This is a genomic window from Chelativorans salis, assembly GCF_025336525.1.
GTDB lineage: Bacteria > Pseudomonadota > Alphaproteobacteria > Rhizobiales > Rhizobiaceae > Chelativorans > Chelativorans salis.
Genome location: NZ_JAOCZP010000001.1, coordinates 1,003,548 through 1,026,341 on the forward strand (window position 1 = coordinate 1,003,548; position 22,794 = coordinate 1,026,341).

Genomic DNA, 22,794 nt, shown 5'->3' on the forward strand with positions numbered 1-22,794 from the left:
CCGGAAGAGGACACATGGAACGCGCGGATATCGCCACGTTGGCTGGGCCCGACTGGGACGCACTCGACGCGACCATCACCGGTCGAGTTGTCCGTCCCGGATCGCCTGACTACGACCTCACGTGCAAATCGCAGATCGCCCGCTTCGATGCGGTGCGGCCGCAGGCCGTCGTTTTCTGCAACTCGCTTGAAGACGTCGCCGCCGCCATCGCCTTCGCAAGGCGTCACGCCATTCCAATGGCTCCGCGCAGCGGCGGGCATTGCTTTGCCGGGCATTCCTCAAGCGAGGGTATGGTGATCGACGTCACGCTCATGTCCGCCGTCACAGTATCGGACGGACTCGCGACCATCGGCGCCGGCGCACGCCTCGACAACGTCTACGATAGATTACTCGAACACGGTCTCACCATTCCGGCCGGGTCCTGCCCAACAGTGGGCATTGCCGGGCTGACGCTCGGTGGCGGGCTTGGTATTCTCGGCCGCACTTATGGGCTGACCTGCGATAGTCTGGTGGCGGCGCAGGTGGTCCTAGCCGATGGGCGCATCGTGACCTGCGATGAACGGCGCGAGCCGGATTTGTTCTGGGCGCTCCGCGGGGCCGGCGCTCGCAATTTCGGCATCGTCACCGAGTTGGTCTTCCGCCCGATGGCGCCCCCTTCCGCCACCGGCTTTCAAACCTTTTGGCCGCTGTCGCGCGTAGCCGATCTCGTCTTCGCTTGGCAGCAATGGTCGCTGAACGCACCAGACGCGCTCGCTGCCAGCCTGGTGCTGACGGCAGGCGGCGACCCCGCAGGGCCGCCGGTGCTCAAGGTCTTCGGCGCCATGCTCGGTACCGAGGCGGAAACGCTGGACCTTCTGGACGAACTGGCGAACAACGTCGGGGTCAAGCCGACATCGACGTTTGCCCGATCCATGACCTATCGCGAGGCCAAGCGTTACCTCGCCTCGCTGGGCGAATCCGAGTTCGCGAAGGAGCCAACGGGGGCTGGGCATGCCTACAACAAGTCAGAATTCTTCCGCACGACAATACCGAAAGACGCCGTCGCGGCCTTGGTGGAGCACCTGACGACGGACCGCATCGAGGGCCAGTCCCGAGAGCTGGATTTCAACCCCTGGGGCGGCGCCTACAACCGGGTCGATGAGACGGCGACGGCATTTGTCCACCGCAACGAGATTTTCCTCCTGAAGCATACGGCGGCTGTCGCAGCCGAGGCGAGCGCGGACGAGCGGAAGACAACGCAGCAATGGCTGGATCGCTCATGGGAGCTTGCGCGCCCCTGGGGTACGGGTCGCGCCTACCAGAACTTCCCCGACCCTGACCTCGCGGACTTCGAGACGGCCTATTATGGCAGCAACCGCGAGCGACTGGTTGACGTTAAGCGCAAATACGACCCCGAAAACTTCTTTCGCTTCAACCAGTCCATCGGAAGAGGCTGAGGCGCCTTCCGACAGCGCGACGGGAAGAGCGCACTCCCGTGATTACGAGACCTCAATCAAAACTTCGCTCTTGGGTTTTCGCCGCCGAGCAACTGGCCCATGAATCACATCGGGTCGGACTGGTTGATAGCCGCGGTAGACGTGACGGGAGGAGCGGGGACCGATGCTCACGAACGAGCCGAAGCATGCTCTCACCCGCCACCTGACGGTCCATGGCTGGCACGGCAACCTCGAAACGGTCACTGAAACGATCGGTCCGGGAGAACCAAAGCGTACCGCTCTCCAGCAGCTGCATGAACCGCTCAAAGTTTTGATATCGCCATAGTGACGCGCCATCCGGTGGCGCACTCAAGTTAGGATCATCTACGTGAATCATCGTTTCCCAAGGTCGCCAAAGATAATCGATACGGCCCTACCTCCAAAAAAGATCACGCATCTAGTGAGGGACATCGTAGGAACGAAGGCGTATGCCAGCGACATTGCAACGACGGCTCTTAGCGCGTAGCTGACCTTCATTGGCGGCTGCTTGTGGCCCGAGGGGGATATTGATCGCCTCCAAAAGCGCGATACCTTTTGACCTGAGCCCCTAGATCTCCGCCAGATTTGGTAGAGTCCGACGTCGCAATTGGTGTGCTCCCCATTGCGCCCTCATCAGGCGCTAGAGTTTTCCGGCCTTGATCAGCAACACGGGCTGGCTGCGTGTGCCGATTTCATGAGGGCGGAAGAGTTCGGGGCGGCTATTCAAGCTGCCGAGCAACGAGACAGGTAGTATCTGAAAATCCAACGAACATCACATTCAGGCAGTTGGCGGACAATATGCAAACATGTACCTTCCGGCCCGCACATATGGGTGGGACTCAGCTGAAACATATGAAGAAAACAGCTTCGACCTACCCCGTCGTACCAAGGTCGCTGTCTTCACGGACAAGGATCTCTGCAAGCTCACCCCCTTGGATGAGCGGATCGTCGGAATGGACAATCACACGGCTGTGCGCCAATAGGCGCGGCTTGCCGGATATGCACGATCCGACACCGGCGCCCCCACCGACGGTAACGGCCTCCGTGAGCGTGCCGGTGAATTCGTTATCGAAGGGCGAGATCGTGCGGATTGTTGAGCCGAACGCAATCTCACCCCGGCGCTCCAGCCATGCGAGAAGCGCCGTTGTCCCCGTGCCTGTGGGACCCTGACAGATGACGCCTGGATCCATATAGACTGCGACACGTACGCTCTGCCCATTCGAGGCATCTCGGTTTGTCTTGCCGGCTAGCAACGCAAGTTTAAGCGGCGGCATGGCGCCGTGCACCGGGTGGTGGAGCTCCTGGCGCGCAGCAACCGGAAGGAAGGCGTTGAAGAACCGTGTCAGTTCCGGGACGGGAGTTCCCACCGGATCGAGGCCCACATCCGCACCGGCAACAACGGCATAGAAGACGCCTCCATAGACAAGACTGTAGCGGACCGAACCCCAACCCTCGACATCGGCAAGATTCTCCTCGACGGCAACAAAGCCAGGCAGCGCATCATAGGCAACAGATTCCAGTTCTCCCGAACGACGAGTTACATTCAGTCTGGTAATCCCTCCCGGTGTCTCCAGCGCAAAGGTCCGTTCTTCATCTTCGAACGTCAGTCGCCCGGTCTCGGCCAGGGCTGCGATTGTGCACATGGCATTGGAGCCGGAGAAATCCGGATAGCCCATAGTGCCCATGATGATCAGCCCGGCATTCGCTTCAGAATCGGAAGAAGGAACGACCAGATTGATGCATTGAGAGGGATTGCCATAGGGCGGGTTGATAAGAAGGCGGCGCAGCCCATCGGCGCGGTGTCGAAGGAAGCGCGCGCGGTCAGCTACGCTGCCTTCTGGCAGATTGCCCACGCCCCCGATCACGACGCGGCCGACATCGCCACCGGCATGGGCATCAATGACATCGAGAATTTGGCGTCCTGCGGATTCATCCATGCTTGTACTCGTTCCGTAATCATTGCGGCAATCCAGTGCGAGAACACCGACTGGCATCTCTCGGGTTTGAACGCCGGGTGGCCAAATGCCGCGTCAGCGGCTTCGTTCAATTCTGAATGTAGATTGGACCTAGTCGGAGAAAGACCGTGTCAAACCGGGGATGATTGGCCAAGGCGTCGGCCAATCATCATCGCGGTAGGTTCGGGCTCTGTTATTGTTAGTCTGCATCCGCCAAACACAAAACGTCGCGATAGGCGCAGAGGTCTTTGACCAGGTCTGTTTCCCTGTTGAGGATGTCTGCCTTTTCATCCACGCCGACCATGTGGATAAAATAGCTTTGCTCATCGATTCCCTGTCGCTCGATGAACGGGTTCTGGAGGCTTGCCGGGTCAGCCAGGTCCGGATGCGCGCCGATGTCCTGATTTGACACACCGGGAGCGTAAGGCATGAAATGGGGCAGCGATAACGTAATCACTTCAAGGTCCGGCGGCCCGATCGTGCGCTGAACAGGGGCAACCATATAGGACATGCCTGCACGCTCCGGCACCTGATATGTTCCATCTTCCCATCGCCGCGCAATGGTCGATTTCAGCTCTTGCGGCCCCATGCCTTCAGCGCGAATCCTCGCCGCTTCCATGATGACGTGCAGGTAGGTAGATGTCCCGGCCGCGTCGTAGCAAAGCGGGATGTAGATATCGTCCCGGAAATCGGCCATCTCCCAAACCGTTCTCTGAACGATGCAGGTCACGCCGCTTGTTCCTTCGATGGCCAGTTCATACCCTTTCTCCGGGTCGAGGAGGTAGATCGTCGCCTCTTCCCTCAGTTGGGGCGGAAGTGCGCTGAGCGCGAAGCGTTTCTCGAGTTCAGCGGGCATTTGCTCCAGTGTCGTGGGTTGCTCCTGAGCGATCGCGGAGGCCGCCCAGGCCGTCAGCATGATCGTGCCGATAGTGGCAAGATGCTGGGCCAGGCCTCTGCGGGCGCGTTTCGAGCGATGAGATGAACGGATTGATGTCTTGGTCATGTGATTATCCTTGAATGAGGGTACCGGACCACCGGCGGCAATGCGATGAGTAGGCCGGGTAGAGATTGCAATCTGTGGGGGATTGGTTCTGGCCCGCTTGATCAGGCCGGTGGCCCTTTCTCCAGGACGGTCAGTTCCGGATCGTGCCGGTCCCAGCCAAGGCCCCGGCTGCCATAGGTCATGAGGGTTGGGTGAAACCGCGTCGGATCGTCAAGACCGCCGGGGTGGATTGCCGTGATTTCCGGATTCGCAGCAAATGTGACATGGGTTGGTGTGCCGCAGGTCTGGCAAAAGGCGTGGATCTTCTCGTTGCCACTGTCACCGGCAATGCGCCAACTCCGCGGCTCGCCAGTCACGGTGACCGCACCAGCTCCGGCGAAGACGACGTAGGATGAATGGCCTGTGCCGCTACGCATCTGGCAATGCCGGCACTGGCAGTGAAGTTCGGCAACCGGCTCGCCAGTTGCCTCGTAACGGATGGCGCCGCACGCGCAGCCGCCTGTATAGGTCCTCTGGTTCATTGGGTAGCTCCTTTTTTTCTGGATGATTGGCACTTGGCTCAGAGATCCATGCCCTGGCCGGTTTCGAGAAAGGACTTCATGCTCGACAGCACGAGCGGCCAGCCCTTGCCGATGCCCTTTTCCATGCCGCTGCCGGGCTGAAGCTGGTCGTGCGTCACAACCAATTTGACCATCCCGCCGTCAGTTTCTTCGATCTCGAAGGTGACGCGACTCTCTTCGTTGGGATCGCCGGCCTTGGATGCTGCCGGACCCGACCAACTGAACGATTTATGGACAAAATCGCCCAATTGGCTGTAGCGACAGGAGGATCAATCAATCTCGATACACACCTTGCCGAAGTGCTTTCCTGATCCGTAATGCGCAAGCGCGGCGCCGATGTCCTCCAGCGGAAAACAGCGATCGATGACAGGCTTCAATTCGTTTGCAGCGATTGCACGGATCATGTCCTCCTGCTCCGAGCGGTTCCCGACCTGGATTCCGCTGACGCGAATTTGGTTCGCGAACAGGGCGGGGATGGAAACCTCGCCGGCGAAACCGGTAAGGACACCAATCAGGGCGATATGACCGCCCATGCGGCAGGCCTCGATCGACTGCATTATCGTCGCCGGTCCACCGACCTCGACCACGTGATCAACCCCGCGCCCGTCCGTGAGCTCTTTTACCTTCCCACCCCAGTCGGGAATTGTCTTGTAGTTGATGACGTCGTCAGCACCGAGTTGACGGAGTTTCGCCAGCTTTTCTTCCGACGACGAGGTGGCAATCACCCGTGCCCCGGCCATTTTTGCGAATTGCAGCGCGAATATGGAGACGCCGCCCGTACCGAGAACCAGAACTGAATCGCCGGGTTTCACCTGGCCATGGGTCACCAAGCCCGACCAGGCGGTAACCGCTGCGCAAGGAAGCGTCGCTGCTTCCACGTAGGTGCAGCCGGCCGGTGCCTTCGTAAAGCAGCGGGCAGGCCTGCAAACAATTTCGCTGGCGTACCCATCAATGGTTTCGCCCGGAATATCCAGTTTGACAGCCGGTGTGGGTTCGCCTCCCGACCAGAGCGGAAAGAAGGTACTGACGACGGCATCGCCGACATTGAAGGCGTCGACGCCTTCTCCAATCGCAATCACTTCGCCAGCGCCGTCGTTCAGCGGAATGCGTCCATCAGCGGATGGTATGACGCCACGCATCACCATGGCGTCATGAAAGTTTAACGAGCAAGCCCGTACTCTGACCAGCACCTCGCCCGGCCCTGGTTCTGGATGATCTTCCTCAACCAGTTTGAGGTTTTCGGGCGCCGCCGGTGCCTTGAGCCTGACAAGTCTCATGTTCGTGTCCTTTGTAATGGCCGAGTGGCATCAAAGAGGTGGCCGACCATCGGCACTGTTTCAGTATTTGTTGCCATGCTGCGGCGCGTAGCCTGTTTTTCTGGATGATCGGCATTTGGCTCAGAGATCCATGCCTTGGCCGGTTTCGAGGAAGGACTTCATGCTCGACAGCACGAGCGGCCAGCCCTTGCCGATGCCCTTTTCCATGCCGCTGCCGGGCTGAAGCTGGTCGTGCGTCACAACCAATTTGACCATCCCGCCGTCAGTTTCTTCGATTTCGAAGGTGACGCGACTCTCTTCGTCGGGATCGCCGGCCTTGGATGCTGCAGACCAGGTGATAACCAACCGCCGCGGCGGATCGGTTTCGATGACCTCGCCAACGATCTCGACAGGCCGTTCCTCGTTCGCACGAATGTGTTCCCACTTCGCGCCCGGTGTCCACTCGGAGACGTTCTCGTGGCCCCAATAACGACGGGCAATCTCGGGAGACGTGATTGCCTCGTAGACCTTTTCCGGCGTCGTGCGGATATAGGTGACGTATACAAAACTTGCTGATTTATCTGTCATGTTGTCGGTCCTTTCGAGTTCCTGTTTCAAGTCGTGCAAGAGGGTGAGGCGCTCCTGTTCGAACTTGCGGACCCACCGCTCGTAGACGTCATGCAGCGGGACGGGGTTGATAAAATGAAGCTTCTCACGTCCGCGCCGTGTCGTGCTGATGAGGTTCGCCTCCTCGAGAAGCCCCAGATGCTGGGTCACCGACTGACGCTTCATGTCCATGACGTCGCAGAGTTCACCAAGCGTCTGCCCGTTCCTTTGGTAAAGACGGTCGAGCAGTCTCCTGCGGCCTGGGTCGGCCAACGCCTTGAATACCTTGTCATCGTCCATCGGATTTTCCGTCATGACGCAACAATATGCAGGTATTCGACTGCATGTCAAGAGCAGGCAAACACCTGCCTATTGGAATGAAAACCCATTTGGCTCCTTTAATATTCAGAAGCCCCAACGCTCTTAGGGTGTTTTTTCAGACCCTTCCGGAACTGGCCCAGGGTGGCTCGCCTGCAAGCGACTCCATTGAGAGATGGGCCGGCCGTTGCGACGAAACGGATGATTGGTTTCGCCCCAGTGCTGTGGCCAGCCGGTGGGTGAGTCTTCAAAGTCCTCCTGCCGCCCATAGACGGTCAGGTCGAGCAGACGATAGCTGTTGTCCATCGCCTCGACGCCGCGACGGGTCGTCCAATAGGTCTCGAACACGTCGGAGCCGCGCCTCAAGTAGCAGACGAGGTGCATCATCCCGATGCGGCGGCCGACCAGCAGCGTGTCAAGCGACTCCTTGGCCGAGTACCAGGGCATCTTCCAGCCCATGAAGTCGCGGTATCGGACGCTCTCTTCGTATGGGCCCTGGCAGAAGGTGGCGTAGGTAACGTCACGCGAATGGAAATGGGAAAGCTCGCGAACCTGAGTGGTGAAGAAGGTACAGCCTTCACATTGCTCCGGCGCGGGCCGGCCTTCGTGCCACATGTAGTAATAGGCAATGAGCATCTGGCGCCCTTCGAAGGCGTCCAGCAGCGTCAGCGTCCCGTGTTCCCCGACTAGCGGCGTGGATCCGTCCACTGCAACCATGGGAAGCCGTCGGCGAGAGGCCGCAATGGCGTCACCTTCTCTCGTGTGGGACTTCTCTCGCACTCGCAATGCGTCCAATTCTGCTTGGAACGTGGCGCGATCAACGACTTCAGGGGTCGCAAAATCTGCCTTGTTGTTGGGCATGGTCGTCTCCTTTCGAGTTTCTGAATGAAAGTGGAAAGGGGCGGCTTTGGCGATCGTCGCACCCACATACACACTTAGCGGGGGTGAATGCCGAGAGGTCGCCGCGCTTGCGGCGCTTGAGGATAAGAAGACCGGCAACCACGATCAGTGTCGCTCCGACGATTGTCGCGCCATATGGGACATCGCCGAATACGAAATAGCCGACCGCTGCCGAGCCGATCAGTTCGACGTAGACGAGCGGGGAGAGGGTCGAGGCATCGGCGAAACGAAACGCCGCAATCGACAGGAAATGGCTGATCGCCGAGAGTACCCCGAGCGCCGCAAAAAAGACGAGGGCATCCCACCCCGGCGTGGACCAGGTCAGGACGGCTTGTGGTGTCAGGAGAACTGTTCCGACGACGCACTGAAACGCCAGCGTCTTGACCGGATCGCTTGCCTTCGAGGCCTGCCGGGTGGCGATGAGATAGAGTGCGAAGAACAGTCCGGCGCCGAGCGCCAGAAGGATGCCCGGCTCGATGGCGCCTCCTGGGCGCAAAATGATGATAGCCCCCGCGAAGCCAAGTACCAGGCTCGCGATCTTTGCCGGTGTCACGCGTTCCTTCAGCACGACGGCAGCAAGCGCGACCGCGATGATGGGCCCGACGAAATAGGCGCTGACGGCAGTGGCCAGCGAAATGGTGGCAATTGACAGAAAGAAGAGTGTCATCGCGGTGACGAGGAAGACCGTCCGCAGGGCATGTGAGGTGTGTCGTTCAGCCGGGAAGATGTGTCGCCCGCGCATAGTCGCGGCAACCGGCAGGACGATCGCGCTTGCGACGGCGTATCGCGCCCAGGCAATGAAGAGTGGTGAGTAGCCGGCACTCAGATATTTTGCGATCCCGTCCACCAACGGGATGGTGAGCATAGCGGTCGCCATAAGCGCGATGCCGAGCGTGGGGCGAGTTTGATCTGTGGTGGCGACCGATGCCATTCGCGCCGCGCCTAGCGATAACCGGTCGTGTCCGCCGGCTTGCCGGGGTCCTGAATCTCGACAAGATAGCGCCAGGCATCGGGTTGCGAGCCGTCGAGATCGGTGAATCCATAGACTTGCGCCAGGCCACCGCTCGACAGTGACTGTCCGTTCCATCGGGCCCGCTCCGGATCGGCCGCGAGGGCTGCAACGGCGCGGCCGACGAAGCGCGGCGTCTCGGAAATCGCGAAGTGCGGAATCTTTTCGGTCGCGTCGCGCCAGTTCTCCTCACTGACGCCGAAAGCCTCCAGCATCATCTCGGAGCGCAGCCAGCCCGGCGTCAGCGAAACGGAGGTGGCACCGTGCTTTTCAAGATCCCTTGCATGCGCCCAGGCCATCCGGTTCACCGAAACCTTGGCGAGGTCGTAGAAGGGGTTGTTGCGATAATTCTGCGCGTTGTACGCGGCCGTCCCGTCGGTGACCTCGACCAGCAGTCCTCCCGGCTGTTCGATCATGAGCGGCAACGCATGATGCGCGGTAATCAGATGCGTGCGCACCCCGAGATCGAGCAGGCGCAACCCGTTGTCGAGATCGTGCTCCCAGACCGGTTTGTTCCACTCGAACAGTTTCTCGCCACCCCAGACATCGTTGACGAGGATATCGAGACGGCCATGATCGCGCCGGATCCGGACAATCAGATCTTCGACGTGTTCGGACACGAGATGGTCGACCTGAACGGCAATGCCGTCGCCCCCGGCGGTGGTCACCAGTTCCGCGGTTTCCTCGATGCTTTCCGGGCGGGCATACTCCGATGGCTGCGACCGCGTCGTTCGCCCGGTCACATAAACGGTCGCACCCGCCGCGCCGAGTTCGATTGCGATGCCACGGCCGGCGCCGCGAGGGACCGGCACTCCGACCCTTGCTTTTGAATCGAAAAGACGGTGAGCGATCGGCGATTGGCGCCGCTCAGGCGGTCGCGGCCTCGCGATCGATCAGAGCCCGCTTGCGCTCGACACCCCAGCGATAGCCGGAGAGCGCGCCGTCGCTCTTCACCACCCGGTGACAGGGGATCGCGACCGCCAGCGCATTCGCCGCGCAGGCTCCAGCGACAGCGCGCACCGACTTGGGCGCGCCGATCCTTTTCGCAATGTCAGCATAAGTTGCAGTCGTGCCCGCCGGGATCTCGCGCAAGGCCGCCCAGACGCGCTGCTGGAACGCGGTGCCGCGGACGTCGAGCGGAAGATCGAGGCCGAGCCCTGGGGCCTCGACGAGACCGACCACGCGTGCCACCAGATTCTCGAACTCGGCGTTGCCACCCGTCAGGCGTGCCCGCGGAAAACGGTCCTGCAGATCGCGAACGAGCATGTCCGGATCGTCGCCCAACAGGATTGCGCAGACGCCTTTCTGGCTCTTCGCCACCAGGATCGAGCCCAGCGAGCATTCGCCGACCGCGAAGCGGATCTCGGCATTGGCGCCGCCGGCGCGATAGTCGGTCGGGGTCATGCCGAGCATCTCGCCCGACTTCTCGTAGAAGCGACCGCTGGAATTGAACCCGGCGTCGTAGATCGCGGCGGTCACCGTCTCGCTCCGCTCGAGCTCTTCGCGAACCTTGCCGGCGCGATGGGCTACAGCATAGTCCTTGGGCGTGACGCCCGTGATCGACTTGAACACGCGGTGGAAATAGCCGGGGCTAAGGCGGGCCGCCTTGGCAAGTTCATTGAGCGGTGGAATCTCTTCGGCCTGCTCGATCAACCGGCAGACGCGCGCGACGATCTCGGCGTTCTGAACCTCGGCCGAAGGCTGGTCGGGCTTGCAGCGCTTGCAGGCTCTGAAGCCTGCAGCCTCAGCATCGGCGATGCTATCGTGGAAGCGGACGTTCTTCGGGTTGGCGGTCCGCGACGGACACGAGGGGCGGCAATAGATTCCAGTGGTGGCGACGGAATAGTAGAACTGACCGTCCATCGACCGATCGCGCGCGAGAACACGCGCCCACCGCGGGTTCCGTTCGGTGGCAGCTGCCACCGAATTCGATCTTTCTGTCGCGAGCGTGTTCATGGTCGAACCTTCCCGACTTCTTTGTCTAAGGCCCAAGTTAATGCTCCCTGGCACTACCCGCACTCCGGCTCTTGCTTTCGAATCGAAATAGGGTCGGCGAAGACGGAATACGAGCGCAATGCCGATCAGCGTAGTCGCGTCACGCCGGAGTCGTTGGCAGCGATGCCCCAGAAGCCGTCGAACCATCGGCCGACGATGGCTTTGTTGTCCTATTCCTTCGACATGATGAATTCCTTATATGCTGCCGTTGTTTCGGGGGAAGGCCCTTCGGGTGCTACATGTCCGCTGGTCCTGGGCGAGGCTACGCCTCGCAGAAGCTGAAAAACTCCGTTTGCTGCTCTAGAACCGAAATGACGGTGGATCGGTCACCCGGCATTCGCTACGTCCGGCGGGACCGTTCCTCGTGTCTAGGTCCGGTTAATCGACACGCCGCCGTCGACCAGCAGCGCAACGCCCGTGATGAAGCTCGATGCGTCGGATGCCAGGTGGAGCGCCGATCGCGCAATCTCCTCGGGCTGCGCCAAACGCTTGAGCGCGTGGAGCCCCTCGATGAAGGCTCGCGTGCCCTCGGGAGCGCCTGGCAGGTTGGCGTGATTGGCCGGCGTATCGGTGCCGCCTGGAAGGATCGCGTTCGCCCGGATCCCCTTGACGCCGAACTCGGCAGCCAGCACCTGCGTCAAGCCGACGATCCCTGCCTTGGCGGCGGCATATGCGCCCGTGCCTGGAAAGCCGACGGTGTTGCCGACGAAACTCGAGGTGAACACAATGGAACCACCACCGCGCTCGATCATCGCCGGCACCTGGTACTTCGCACCAAGAAAGGCGCTGGTGAGGTTGGTGTCTATTGTGTCGCGCCATCCGGCTAGCGACAACTCAGGCACCGGCCCCATCTCGCCGCTCGAACCGGCATTGTTGAAAGCGATGTCGAGGCCGCCGAACTGGCTGACCGCCGTATCGACCAGAGCCTTCGCGTGGGCCTCGTCTTTCACGTCACCCGCAACGGCGATCGCTTTTCCACCGGCCTTTTCGATTTCGCCGACCAGCGCGTCGAGCTCGGCCTTGCGGCGTCCCGCCACAACGACCTTGGCGCCCTCCTGTGCGAACAACTTCGCAGCCGCATAGCCGATACCTGAACTTGCTCCGGTAACAATGGCGACTTTGTCTTTAAGTACGTTCATAATTTAACCCCTGGTCAACTGTTCTGTCCCCAGAGTGATGCCACTTTGGATTTCCAGCGACACTCCGCTTGTTGCTTTCCAATCAAATGACATTGTCGCAGCCATCAGTGTCTTCGTTGTGCAATGCGCACTTGGCGAAGCGCTGGTTGCCGCGCGGAACCGCAGCCGGAAGGTGGGGAAGCCGAACGCATCGAGCAGGAAAAGCTGGCCCAAAGCAGATGCAAAAGGCTGCCCCTCGGATCGACAAGCGGGCTATCGCCTACTTGGCGGACTCTCAATATTCCCCGGTCTCCACGTCGAGGATGAACCGGCTCACGAGGGCTGCGCATTCTTCGTGATGGGTTTCCAAAAGCTGGTGTCCGCTGTCGAAGACGTGCATCTCCACGGTATCGAGCGTGCGATGGTAGGCCATGATCTCGTTGATATCGAAGAAGGGGTCGTGTCTTCCCCAAAGCACGAGGCACGGCGGCTGGTGTTCGCGGTGGTACGCGTGAATGGCCGGAAAGCGGGCAATGTGCGACCCGTAGTCGGAGAAGATCTTGAACTGGATGTCCATGTTCCCGGGCCTTGACAGCCAATCCCAGTCGAGATGCCAGCCATCCGGAGGGTAGAGACGCGCAATGCGCGCCGGTTGCTCTCCGACGTACTGGTAGCGCGTTGTCTCGAAATTCATCCAGTCGGGCAGCTTGGCCCTGTTCGCCTCGCTGGGATCGGCAAAGAACGCCTTCGGCGCGTCCCAGGCCGGCCCCAGCCCCTCCTCATGGCTGTTACCGTTCTGGACGACGAGGCCAAGGATGCGCTCCGGCCGGCGCGTCGCGAGATGGTAGCCGACGGGGGTGCCGAAATCGTGGACATAAAGGAAGAACCTATCGAGGCCCAGCGCCGCAAGGAACGCCTCGATCGTGTCGGCAATGTTCTCGAACGTGTAGTCGTAGGCATCGGCGGACGGCACGGAGGAATAGCCGAAACTGGGCAGATCCGGCGCCACGACGTAGGCGGTTTCCGCCAGTGGCTCGATGATGTTGCGATACATGTAGGATGAGGTCGGATAGCCGTGCAGCAAGAGGATTGCTGGCCTTTCCGGGTCTCCAGCATGGCGATAGAAGATGTCCAGGCCCTCGACACTGACCGTCTCGTGGCGGGTCTTGTGGCGATAATTCCGCATCTTGATTCTCCTTCCTGCGTGATGGGAGCAGCGTCTGGCTGAGAAACCGGATAGCGTGTTAATATCGGTTAGTTCCACAGTAACTGGATAACAGCTTAATAGGGGTTAGGTTCCGTGGCGAATGCAGAGACGGAATGGGTGCCCGAGCACTTCATCGGCGGGCATCCCGCCCTTGACCTTTCGAATGCGGTATTCGACCGCCGGGTGCCCGCGCCCGATAACGAGCTGCTTAAATCCGCCCGTGACATCGGAAACTGGTTCGAGGCATCGGGGCTAGCCGGTGTTCGCGAGGCCGCGGCGATCGCCAGCATAAAGGGCGAGCCGTTCGTCGAGGCTATCCACGCGGTGCGGGAAGCATCGGCCCAGATCTTCGGGTCGATCGCCACGAAGGAGCCGCCAGCGGCGGAGGCACTGGGCTTCCTTTTCGAGTGCGCCGCAAGCGGGCTTGCCGGTGGCGCAGTCGATCTCATCGACACGACACCCGACCTCGCGCCAGCCCGGTGGCGGGATCCGGACGCTGTGACCGCCGTCCTCGCCATTCTCGCGATCGAAGGATTTTTCACCCTGCCGCGCGAAAGACTACGGTCCTGCCCACGCTGCGGCTGGCTGTTTCTCGACACGTCGCGCGGCGGCAAGCGTCGCTGGTGCAACATGCGGGTCTGCGGCAACCGCGAGAAGGTTTCGCGCCATAGGGAACATACCTAAGTGGAACTCCGAAGGTAGAGGTCTCAGCTTCGGTGATCGAGGCCAATGTCGCACGGCTAACGGCGCGCTAAGCCATCCTGAAGCGTGCCGAAGCAGTGTCGCCTATTCCACGATTGCGATCGATTGGCCGACCACGATCTCGTTGGTCGTCGAGGCACAGGTCTGCATGGTCGAGTTACCCGTGAAGTTCACGCGGTCGGCGATAATCTGCGTGCAACCGCCTGCAACGGTCGAGTTGCCGGTGAAGTCGATCGTGCCTGTCGGCGTGTATAGCGCCCCTTCAAGCCTCGACTCTGAGTTGCCGGTCACCTGATGGTTCAAACCCGTCGAATCGCGACTGCCGAACAGGAGCACGCCGGCATAAGGGCCGGTGGTCGGAGCGGAAAGATCGATGTCGCCGTTGCCGGTGAGCTTTGCCGTGGCAGAGCCGGTGAGGAGAAAGGTGACCCCGGTCCCCGTAAGAAACGCCCCCGCAGACACGGTGAACTCTCCTCCGTCGATGATATAGAGGCCGGGCTTGAGATCGATGGTGCCCTTGATGTCCAGCCCGCCGCAAAAACGGATCGCCTCCTGACCGGAGGGCAGATGGTCGAAGGTGTAGGTCGTGTCGGAGATGTAGGAGAGGTCGCGGCAGGGCAGTTGGTCGATCTCCATCCTGCCCGGCTCCGCGATGCCTGCAAGGGGATCGGGGGTGGGCGGCGCGTATTCCACAGCCCCGCTGCACCCCGTCAGCGTCAAACCAGTCGTCGTGACCGCGCCGCCCACCGTATAGACGCACTCGGTCGACATGAGTGCGCTGCCGTTCTTCATCAGGAACGCGTCCGATGCGCTGGAGTTGGAGACGACGCTGCATCCCGAAAGCTCGACGTCCGTGGACCCGGTCACGGTCACGGCACCCGAGGCGGACTTCGAAAGAGCAAGAACGCAGGCCTTCGAGCCGCCCTTGATCTCGGCAACCGCGCGCGCGGCGAGGAGCATCGGCTTGCCTGAAAAGATCGACGAAAACAGCCGCGCATGCGTTTCCGTGAGGTCTACGGATATCTTGCCATTTGCAGGGGTGGAGCCGGATAGCGGCCCAACTGAAATCGTGCCGATGTCCGGTTCGTAGCCCGTCCCGCTGGCGGTCCTGAGCGCGGCTGCTTCCACGGCCGTCTGATCGTCGCTGGCGCGATAGCGGACAGCGGCGGCGTAGACGGCGACGTCCGCGGCATGCTGCAGCTTGCGCTGTTCGAGATACCAGTAGCCTGATTCCGCACCAAGGCCGATCGCGCCAACAACGACGGGGAAGACGACCGCGGCAATGACGGCCACGGCACCCCGTTCGTCTTTTGTCACGGTGCGGAGAGTGCGGGAGAAACTCCCGCGGCCGATCCAGGAATGCCCGATCATCGGAATGTCCCATGCTCATGTGGTGCGGCGGATATAAAGGTTTTCACGCCGGTCCTCGATTCGGCCACTTAGCCTAGTCCCGGCGGCGGTTCTCTTGGGCACAGCTAGACCATCAGGCTGAATGGCAGTTTTTCGCGCCAGGCATCACATTGCGTACCGATAGCAGCGGCCGGGGATGTCCCGGAGACGCGGACAGAGCCTTCGAGCTCAAGCCCTGCCGGGAGCCGATATGATCTCGACCTTCGCAGCCTGGATGGCACTCCTTCTGTTTGCCGGAAGCATGATCTTTGCCGGCCTGAAGGACGTGACGACGATGACGATCCGCAATCGCCTCGTGCTTGGCCTTGCCGGGGTCTACCTTCTCCTTGCACCGGCTGCCGGCTTCGGCGTGGAGGCGATGCTTTTCAGCGGGGCGGTCGCGGCAGCAGTATTTGCCTGCACATTCGTGCTCTTCGCTTTCGGATGGATTGGAGGCGGGGACGCCAAGCTGAGTGCGGTGGCGGTGCTCTGGCTCGGCCCAGAGCTGGCGATACCCTACGTCATCTATGCGTCCGTCTTCGGCGCATTCCTCACCCTGGCGCTTCTCCAGTACCGCAGACTGCCGCTGCCGGCCCTCCTGCAGCAAATGGGCTGGCCGGGCCGGCTGCATTCGACGAGTACGGGCGTTCCGTACGGCGTTGCGCTGGCTTTGGCCACCCTTCTCCTGCTGCCGGAAAGCGGCTGGATAGCCGGCATCGTGTGAGGCGGCCATATCCGCCAGAAATGGGGTAGACCATGTTTCGTATTCTCATCCTCGTATTCGCGCTCGCCTCGGGCGGGTTTGCCGCCTGGCTTGCGCTGGGGAGTGCCGAGCAGTCAGCGGCTGAACCGGTTGCGGTGACGGAGCCGAAGGAGCCTGCCCAGGAAGTGCTCGTCGCCAGCACCGATATCGGGCACGGCGCCGTGCTCGAAGAGAGCCAACTGCGCTGGCAGCCATGGACTGGCGGCGAAGTTCCGGCCGTCTTCATCAGCCGGAGTTCCCGTCCGCAGGCGCCCCAGACCCTGAAAGGCTCGCATGTGCGCGGCGGATTTGTTGCCGGTGAGCCGGTCAGAGAGGACAAGCTGGCGCAATCAGGCGCCGGCTTGTTGTCGGGACAGCTTCCTTCGGGCAAGCGGGCGATAGCCGTTCGTGTAACCGCCGAGAGCACGGCAGGCGGCTTTGTCATGCCGAATGACCGGGTGGACCTCGTCCACACCAAGGTGCGGCCCGGTCAGTCCGGCGATGAAGGGCAGGTGGTCAGCCGCACGATTGTCTCGAACGTGCGTGTGCTTGCCGTTGACCAGACCGCATCGGAAGACGCGAACGGGGCGCCCGTCGTCGGCAAGACCGCGACGCTTGAGGTAGACCCGGAACAGATTCCCGTCATCGCCGCGGCCGAGGCATCGGGCTCGGTCTCCCTTGCGCTGCGTGCGGCGGCCGATGCCAGAGGCGCATCAGCCGTCGTCGACGAAAAGACGCCTGCCGGCGTCGTCCGCTTCTTCGGCGGCAGCCGCTCCACGCTTCTCGAGGTTCCGTCTTCGCGCCTCGGAGACAGCTAGAACTCGATTCCTTGAAGGTTTGCTTCAGATGACACAGAGCACTGCCGAAAAAATGCCGGCAAGCATGCCGGGTATCATGCATGCGGTTCCAAAGGTGGATATCACCGCGTTCTGCACCTCGCCCGCCGTTGCCGAGGCCATCCGCATGGGCGCGCTCGACCGCCGCATGGGGCGTGCCAGCGTGACCGTCAGGGAAGGCGGGATGGCGGAAGCGGCAGCGTTTTACCGGGGGACGCCTTCTCCCAATCTCATCGTGGTTGAAGGCCATGAGGATCGTGCACGCCTCATGGACGATCTCGACGCACTTGCGCTCGAATGCATCACCGGCACGAAAATGATCGTGGTCGGCCATTCCAACGACGTGGATCTCTACCGAGACCTGCTGCAAGCGGGCGTGAGCGACTATCTTCTCGCCCCGCTTGAGCCGATGGCTTTCGTCGCGGCCGTCTCGCGCTGCTTCCAGGATTCGGTGGAAGCGAAGCTCGGACGCATCATAGCCTTCATCGGCGCCAAGGGCGGCACCGGCTCGTCAACGATCGCCCATAATGTGGCGGCGGCCATGGTGGATCGGTCGGACGCCGACGTCATCGTCGCGGATCTGGACCTGCAGTTCGGCACCCTCGGCCTTGATTTCGATGTCGAGCCTCCCCAAGGCATGGCTGATGTGCTGGAGGGGGCGGAGCGCGTGGATGAGGTTCTGCTGAAGCGGATCGCCGTCCAGCACTCCGAACGACTGCACCTCCTCCCGGCTGCCGCCGCGTTCGACCGCTCCTTCGATCTCAAGGAAAGCGAAGTCGACCGGCTGCTGGACGTCGCCCGTTCGAGCTCCTGGCATCTCGTTCTCGATGTTCCGCATCTTTGGACGCACTGGACCAAGAAGATGCTCCTGAGCGCGGACGAGATCGTCATTACGGCGACGCCGGATCTGGCGAGCATGCGCAACGCCAAGAACATGATCGAGATCCTGAAGAAGGCGCGGCCCAACGATCCGCCGCCGCGGCTTGTTCTCAACAAGGTGGGCACGCCCAAGCTCCCGGAGATCAGCCCCAAGGACTTCATTGCGGCCGTGGGGCTGGAGCAGAGCGTCACGGTGCCGTTCGACCCGCAGACTTTCGGCAAGGCGGCGAATGACGGCCGCATGGTCACGGAGCTGGCGCGCAACTCCAAAGCCGCGCGCGCCATGAGCGAGCTTGCCTGGCGCGTAAGCGGCCAGCGGGACAAGAGAAGCGGCAAGAAGGTCAGTTGGCAGTCGCTTCTCGGACCGTTCAGGCGTCGCCGGTGGAAGGACCGCACGCCTCTCCTGAAACCGAAGGCGCGAGAACTGGTGGAATGCGAAGCCGGCGTTTCGGCGGTGGAGTTCGCGCTCGTTGCGCCAATCTTGGCACTCGCCCTGGTCGCCATGGCGGACATGGGGCTGGCACTCTACGAGCGGATGACAATCGACCACGTGCTTCGTGCGGGTGCACAGGCCGCAATGTCCGATCCGGGCGAAACGCAGGTGCTGAAGGTGATGCAGTCGACGCTCGATCAAAGTGCGTCGCCATCGGGTGTCGCCTTCGACATAGTCAAGCGCTATTGCGCCTGTCCCGAGAATGCGGATGTGCCGCCCGAGACCGCGCCCGACTGCACCACCACCTGCCAGGATTCGGCACCGCCATACGTCTTCTACCGCATGGAGGCGTCGAAGATGTACGAAGCCATGTCCGTCCCGGAGGTGCTGCCCGATTTCAAATTGAGCTCATCGGTTCAGGTCCAGGTGCGATGATCCCGGCCTTTCGCCGGCTGCTGCGGTGTCGGTCGGGCGCTACGGCCGTCGAGTTCGCGATTATTTGCCTGCCGCTTCTTCTTCTTTCGCTTGGAATCGTTGAATTTGGGCGGGCCTTTTTCGTGCGAAGCGACCTCTCCTATGCGGCCGATGTCGCCGCAAGGAAGGTGCTGATCGGGCAGATCTCCCCCGATTCGTCCGATAGCGAGGTGCTTGCAAAGATGGAAAGCGCCGTGCGCGAAGCCTTCGATGGCGGCGACCCCGATCTGCTCGAGGTCTCGGTTGCGAAGGAGACGGTGGACGGCATGGAGTTCCGGGTGCTTTCGCTCCGCTACCCCTTTACCTTCCTTGTGCCTGGGTTGAGCGACAGTCCGATAGCGCTCGGCCTGACGCGCAGCATCCCAATCGGCTGACCTGCTATCAGGCTTTCATTGCCCGACAGCGCCGCTGTCGGCAAAGCCCTGGCGCGTACTGATCTGGCCCGCGGTGGTGCTGAAGGCCTCTGCATCGTCGCCGACGGAAAGAACCGGATCGCAACCCCGAGCGCAGCTATATGTCTGCCGCTGCATGCCCTGATGGACGGTGACGAGATGCGCGCCCCCGGCGACCACCTCCAGCACGAGGTTTGCGATCTCCTCGCCTTCGGCATCGAGCACGATCAGGTTGGTCGAACCTGCCATTCTGCCGGTCAGGATCAACGTCCTGTCGTCGCTCAGATTGGCAGTGGCGATGGCGGTGTTGCCAAGAATGACCGTACCTGCCGGCCGCCCCAACTCCACCAATCTTGCGAAATCGACCGTGAGCCTGACAGCATGGGCGGATTCCGCATGGGTGATGCCTTGTCTTGCCGGATCAGGCAGAAACGGATCGCTCTCCGCCCAGCCAGGTCCGGCAGTAGCGGTGGACATCGTCAGTGTGACGACGGCCAGTGTAATGGCGTTGTTCATGGTGAAAACTCCTGTTGCCGCCTGCCCCATTGAACGGGGACGAAAGCCGAGCGTTCCTGAAGGGGGTTAAATGCCATGCAGTCCTTCAAAATGCACGCAAGCAAGCGAACTAGGCCAGGTGGCCGAGGTTACAGCAAACCGGCATCGGCCATCAGGCTGAATGGAAGGCGGTGGTTAACATCCGCTATATGAGGGCCACACAGAACAAGGGCCCCGCGGCGGACGCCAAGCCCCTCCTGTGATGCCGACCTCCTGTCGAGGCGGCGTAACTGGTAGCCAAAAAAGGACCGAACCCGTGGAACTTATCAAGCGTTTTGCAAGGAACGAGTCCGGCGCGACCGCCATCGAGTATGGCCTGATCGCCGGTCTGATCGCCGTTGTCATCATCACCGCCGTTACGACGGTCGGAACCGACCTTACATCGATTTTCGAGACGATCTCGACCAAGCTGAACCCCGGCACCACCACCTAAGCACCCTCCCTCACAAGAGTGCACTGCAACCGACTGCGGAGGGGCTGTCCCCTCCGCTTCTTTTTTGTCCGGCCTGGTGCCGGCTGGTAGATGAGGTCAAGTCGATGTTCGGCAGGAAACCTGCATTTGAGAACACGCCGCGCGAGGATCCCATCCCGCAGCCGGTGACGAGCACACCTCAAGTTTCCGAGGACCTGCCCGGCCCGGCTCAAAACGCAACCACCGCCACACCCACGCCTTTGAAGGCGGGAAAGCCTCAGCGCTATTTCGACCTGAAGAAGGAAGTCTTCAACGCGCTGATCGCAACCATCGACGTGGCCGCCTTGTCGGCCATGGACGGCGAGCAGTCCCGCAAGGAGATCGGCGAGATCGTCGATGACATCGTCGCCGCCAAGAAGGCTGGAATATCCCGCTCCGAGCAGCAGGATCTGCTCGACGACATCTGCAATGACATCCTGGGGTATGGCCCGCTGGAGCCGCTGCTTGCGCGCGACGACATCGCCGACATCATGGTCAACGGCGCCAACCAGGTCTTTATAGAAGTGAGTGGACAGGTCCAGGAGACCGGAATCCGCTTCCGCGATAACGAGCAGTTGCTCAACATCTGCCAGCGCATCGTCAGCCAGGTCGGCCGCCGCGTAGACGAGTCGAGCCCCCTCTGCGATGCCCGTCTGCCAGACGGCTCGCGCGTCAACGTCATCGTCCCGCCGCTCGCCATTGACGGCCCAAGCCTGACGATCCGCAAGTTCAAAAAGGACAAGCTAACCCTCGACCAGCTGGTCAAGTTCGGTTCCATCACGCCGGAAGGCGCCGAGTTGCTGAAGATCATCGGCCGGATCCGCTGCAACGTGCTGATCTCGGGCGGCACCGGTTCGGGCAAGACAACGCTTTTGAACTGCCTTACCGGCTGCATCGACGACGGTGAACGCATCATCACCTGCGAGGACGCCGCGGAGCTTCAGCTACAGCAGCCGCACGTGGTCCGCCTGGAGACCCGCCCGCCCAACATCGAGGGGCAGGGTGAAATCACCATGCGCGGCCTCGTGAAAAACTGTCTGCGCATGCGCCCGGAGCGCATCATCGTCGGCGAGGTGCGTGGACCGGAGGCCTTCGACCTCCTGCAGGCAATGAACACCGGCCATGACGGCTCCATGGGAACGCTGCACGCAAACTCGCCGCGTGAAGCGATCTCGCGTATCGAGTCGATGATCACCATGGGCGGCTTTACGCTGCCCTCGAAGTCGATCCGCGAGATGCTGGTCTCTTCCGTCGACGTGATCGTGCAGGCGGCTCGTCTGCGCGACGGCTCGCGCCGGATCACGCACGTTACCGAAGTACTGGGAATGGAAGGCGACGTGGTCACCACGCAGGACCTGTTCGTCTACGACATCCTCGGCGAGGACGCGAACGGCAAGATCATCGGACGGCACCGCTCCACTGGCATCGGCCGCCCGGCCTTCTGGGACCGCGCCCGCTACTACGGTGAGGAAAACCGGCTTGCCGCCGCTCTGGACGCGGCAGAGCTGAAGACGGCGGCCTGAACCGCCTGCGCAACCGGCAAAGGAGCAAACCTGAATGCTGGCGCCGTCCTTATTCGTGATAATGGTCTTCGCACTTGCCTCGCTCAGCGTCGGCGGCGTGGCGATGGCTCTCTTCTACCCGCAAATCGCCAAGGCAAGCCCCTTCAGGCGGAGGTTCGACGGCATCGCGGCTTTCAGCGCCAGAGAACGGCAAGCCTCTTCCGATGAAGACGGCCGCGACCGCCGTCGGTCGGTGGAAAAGACGCTGCGCGAACTGGAAGAGAAGCAGAAGGCCAAAACGCGGAAGACCAGCAGACCGACGCTGGCCGGTCGGATCCGGCAAGCGGGCCTGACCTGGACGACCAAGTCCTACTATCTCGTCTGCGCGGGATCGGGTCTTGCTTCGTATTCAATCGCTTTTCTTCTCGGGCCCAGCACGATCGCGGCCGTGGGCTTCGGGATGGCCGGCGGGCTGCTGCTGCCGCATGTTTATGTCGGCGCCAAACGCAAGGCGCGCTTCAAGCGCTTCACTGCGGAATTTCCGAATGCGGTGGATGTCATCGTGCGCGGCCTGAAGGCCGGCCTGCCGATGGCCGATTGTCTTCGGATCATCGCCGCCGAAGCACAGGATCCAGTCAGGAGCGAGTTCGTCACGATCGTGCAGGACCAGACACTGGGCATCCCCATCGACGAGGCGGTGCAGCGTCTGTGGGAACGGGTGCCGCTCTCGGAAGCGAACTTCTTCGCCATCGTGATCGGCATCCAGAGCAAGACGGGCGGCAGCCTGGCGGAGGCGCTCGGCAACCTGTCCAAGGTGCTGCGCGAACGCAAGAAAATGCAAGGGAAGATCAAGGCGATGAGCTCGGAGGCGAAATCGTCGGCCGGCATCATCGGCGCGCTGCCCTTCCTCGTCGGCGGGGCCGTCTATCTGACCAGCCCCGACTATATGTCTCTCCTTTTTCATACGCTGACCGGCAAGCTCGTGCTTGTCGGCTGCGCCCTTTGGATGGGCATGGGAATCCTTGTCATGCGCAAGATGATCAATTTCGATTTCTGAG

General features: G+C 61.6%; 24 protein-coding genes and 1 pseudogene. 10 read left to right on the forward strand and 15 right to left on the reverse strand.

Features of this window, described 5'->3' with window-relative positions; translation table 11 throughout:
* The first annotated feature begins 14 nt into the window (after positions 1-14).
* Both N5A92_RS04760 and N5A92_RS04765 read left to right on the forward strand, forming a co-directional pair.
* On the forward strand, positions 15-1,436 hold the full coding sequence (locus N5A92_RS04760) for an FAD-binding oxidoreductase (protein ID WP_260900721.1): 1,422 nt from the start codon (positions 15-17) through the stop codon (positions 1,434-1,436).
* 163 nt (positions 1,437-1,599) lie between these two features.
* Positions 1,600-1,761, forward strand: a complete 162-nt coding sequence (locus N5A92_RS04765; RefSeq protein WP_260900722.1) for a hypothetical protein — start codon at positions 1,600-1,602, stop codon at positions 1,759-1,761.
* 565 nt (positions 1,762-2,326) lie between these two features.
* On the opposite strand, the gene N5A92_RS04770 is transcribed toward N5A92_RS04765, so the two are convergent.
* From N5A92_RS04770 to N5A92_RS04830, 13 genes and pseudogenes are all read right to left on the reverse strand, one after another.
* Entirely contained in the window at positions 2,327-3,448 is a 1,122-nt protein-coding gene (locus N5A92_RS04770) for a proline racemase family protein (protein WP_260900723.1), read from the reverse strand.
* Positions 3,449-3,608: 160 nt separating this feature from the next.
* Positions 3,609-4,412: a hypothetical protein gene (locus N5A92_RS04775; protein WP_260900724.1), complete on the reverse strand. Its 804-nt coding sequence runs from the start codon at positions 4,410-4,412 to the stop codon at positions 3,609-3,611.
* Positions 4,413-4,513: 101 nt separating this feature from the next.
* Entirely contained in the window at positions 4,514-4,933 is a 420-nt protein-coding gene (locus tag N5A92_RS04780; protein ID WP_260900725.1) for a GFA family protein, read from the reverse strand.
* Positions 4,934-4,971: 38 nt separating this feature from the next.
* Positions 4,972-5,220, reverse strand: a complete 249-nt coding sequence (locus N5A92_RS04785; RefSeq protein ID WP_260900727.1) for an SRPBCC domain-containing protein — start codon at positions 5,218-5,220, stop codon at positions 4,972-4,974.
* A gap of 21 nt (positions 5,221-5,241) precedes the next feature.
* Positions 5,242-6,249, reverse strand: a complete 1,008-nt coding sequence (locus N5A92_RS04790; RefSeq protein ID WP_260900729.1) for a zinc-dependent alcohol dehydrogenase family protein — start codon at positions 6,247-6,249, stop codon at positions 5,242-5,244.
* 120 nt (positions 6,250-6,369) lie between these two features.
* A complete protein-coding gene (locus N5A92_RS04795) occupies positions 6,370-6,816 on the reverse strand; it encodes an SRPBCC family protein (protein WP_260901006.1) in 447 nt (148 codons plus the stop codon).
* Positions 6,817-6,828: 12 nt separating this feature from the next.
* Positions 6,829-7,134, reverse strand: a pseudogene (locus N5A92_RS04800) (ArsR/SmtB family transcription factor); the annotation flags it as partial.
* Between the two features lie 123 nt (positions 7,135-7,257).
* A complete protein-coding gene (locus tag N5A92_RS04805) occupies positions 7,258-8,013 on the reverse strand; it encodes a DUF899 domain-containing protein (RefSeq protein ID WP_260900730.1) in 756 nt (251 codons plus the stop codon).
* Positions 7,979-8,983, reverse strand: coding sequence for a DMT family transporter (locus tag N5A92_RS04810; RefSeq protein WP_260900731.1), 1,005 nt, complete (start codon positions 8,981-8,983; stop codon positions 7,979-7,981). The genes N5A92_RS04805 and N5A92_RS04810 overlap by 35 nt, the downstream gene beginning before the upstream one ends.
* 11 nt (positions 8,984-8,994) lie before the next feature.
* Positions 8,995-9,873 carry an SDR family oxidoreductase gene (locus tag N5A92_RS04815; protein ID WP_260900732.1) on the reverse strand — a complete coding sequence of 293 codons (879 nt, stop codon included), beginning with the start codon at positions 9,871-9,873 and terminating at the stop codon, positions 8,995-8,997.
* A 55-nt stretch (positions 9,874-9,928) separates the two neighbouring features.
* Complete coding sequence (gene ada / locus N5A92_RS04820; RefSeq protein ID WP_260900733.1) at positions 9,929-11,017, reverse strand: bifunctional DNA-binding transcriptional regulator/O6-methylguanine-DNA methyltransferase Ada; 1,089 nt, start codon at positions 11,015-11,017, stop codon at positions 9,929-9,931.
* 407 nt (positions 11,018-11,424) lie between these two features.
* Entirely contained in the window at positions 11,425-12,195 is a 771-nt protein-coding gene (locus N5A92_RS04825; RefSeq protein ID WP_260900734.1) for an SDR family oxidoreductase, read from the reverse strand.
* A 274-nt stretch (positions 12,196-12,469) separates the two neighbouring features.
* Positions 12,470-13,360, reverse strand: a complete 891-nt coding sequence (locus N5A92_RS04830) for an alpha/beta fold hydrolase (RefSeq protein ID WP_260900735.1) — start codon at positions 13,358-13,360, stop codon at positions 12,470-12,472.
* A gap of 114 nt (positions 13,361-13,474) precedes the next feature.
* Between N5A92_RS04830 and N5A92_RS04835 the strand changes: the two genes are divergently transcribed.
* Complete coding sequence (locus N5A92_RS04835; RefSeq protein WP_260900737.1) at positions 13,475-14,065, forward strand: CGNR zinc finger domain-containing protein; 591 nt, start codon at positions 13,475-13,477, stop codon at positions 14,063-14,065.
* Positions 14,066-14,167: 102 nt separating this feature from the next.
* Here N5A92_RS04835 and N5A92_RS04840 read toward each other — a convergent pair whose 3' ends face one another.
* The gene (locus tag N5A92_RS04840; RefSeq protein WP_260900738.1) at positions 14,168-15,454 is read right to left on the reverse strand and encodes a pilus assembly protein TadG-related protein; all 1,287 of its coding nucleotides are present in this window, start codon (positions 15,452-15,454) and stop codon (positions 14,168-14,170) included.
* 229 nt (positions 15,455-15,683) lie between these two features.
* Here N5A92_RS04840 and N5A92_RS04845 point away from each other — a divergent pair, with 229 nt between their 5' ends.
* From N5A92_RS04845 to N5A92_RS04860, 4 genes are read left to right on the forward strand one after another with little or no spacing between them, the layout of a single operon-like run.
* Positions 15,684-16,196, forward strand: coding sequence for an A24 family peptidase (locus N5A92_RS04845; RefSeq protein WP_260900739.1), 513 nt, complete (start codon positions 15,684-15,686; stop codon positions 16,194-16,196).
* 32 nt (positions 16,197-16,228) lie between these two features.
* Positions 16,229-17,032, forward strand: coding sequence for a Flp pilus assembly protein CpaB (cpaB, locus tag N5A92_RS04850; RefSeq protein ID WP_260900740.1), 804 nt, complete (start codon positions 16,229-16,231; stop codon positions 17,030-17,032).
* Between the two features lie 28 nt (positions 17,033-17,060).
* The gene (locus N5A92_RS04855; protein WP_260900742.1) at positions 17,061-18,797 is read left to right on the forward strand and encodes a TadE/TadG family type IV pilus assembly protein; all 1,737 of its coding nucleotides are present in this window, start codon (positions 17,061-17,063) and stop codon (positions 18,795-18,797) included.
* The gene (locus N5A92_RS04860; protein WP_260900744.1) at positions 18,794-19,210 is read left to right on the forward strand and encodes a TadE/TadG family type IV pilus assembly protein; all 417 of its coding nucleotides are present in this window, start codon (positions 18,794-18,796) and stop codon (positions 19,208-19,210) included. Before N5A92_RS04855 ends, N5A92_RS04860 begins: the two co-directional genes overlap by 4 nt.
* Positions 19,211-19,225: 15 nt before the next feature.
* Here the strand turns inward: N5A92_RS04860 and N5A92_RS04865 are convergent, their stop codons facing one another.
* Complete coding sequence (locus tag N5A92_RS04865; RefSeq protein ID WP_260900746.1) at positions 19,226-19,744, reverse strand: pilus assembly protein N-terminal domain-containing protein; 519 nt, start codon at positions 19,742-19,744, stop codon at positions 19,226-19,228.
* A 295-nt stretch (positions 19,745-20,039) separates the two neighbouring features.
* On the opposite strand from N5A92_RS04865, the gene N5A92_RS04870 reads away from it, so the two are divergent.
* The 3 genes from N5A92_RS04870 to N5A92_RS04880 all read left to right on the forward strand — a co-directional run bounded on the left by N5A92_RS04870 (position 20,040) and on the right by N5A92_RS04880 (position 22,793).
* Positions 20,040-20,216, forward strand: a complete 177-nt coding sequence (locus N5A92_RS04870) for a Flp family type IVb pilin (RefSeq protein ID WP_260900747.1) — start codon at positions 20,040-20,042, stop codon at positions 20,214-20,216.
* A gap of 104 nt (positions 20,217-20,320) precedes the next feature.
* The gene (locus N5A92_RS04875; protein WP_260900748.1) at positions 20,321-21,757 is read left to right on the forward strand and encodes a TadA family conjugal transfer-associated ATPase; all 1,437 of its coding nucleotides are present in this window, start codon (positions 20,321-20,323) and stop codon (positions 21,755-21,757) included.
* Positions 21,758-21,791: 34 nt separating this feature from the next.
* Positions 21,792-22,793: a type II secretion system F family protein gene (locus N5A92_RS04880; RefSeq protein WP_260900749.1), complete on the forward strand. Its 1,002-nt coding sequence runs from the start codon at positions 21,792-21,794 to the stop codon at positions 22,791-22,793.
* Position 22,794: the final 1 nt, after the last annotated feature.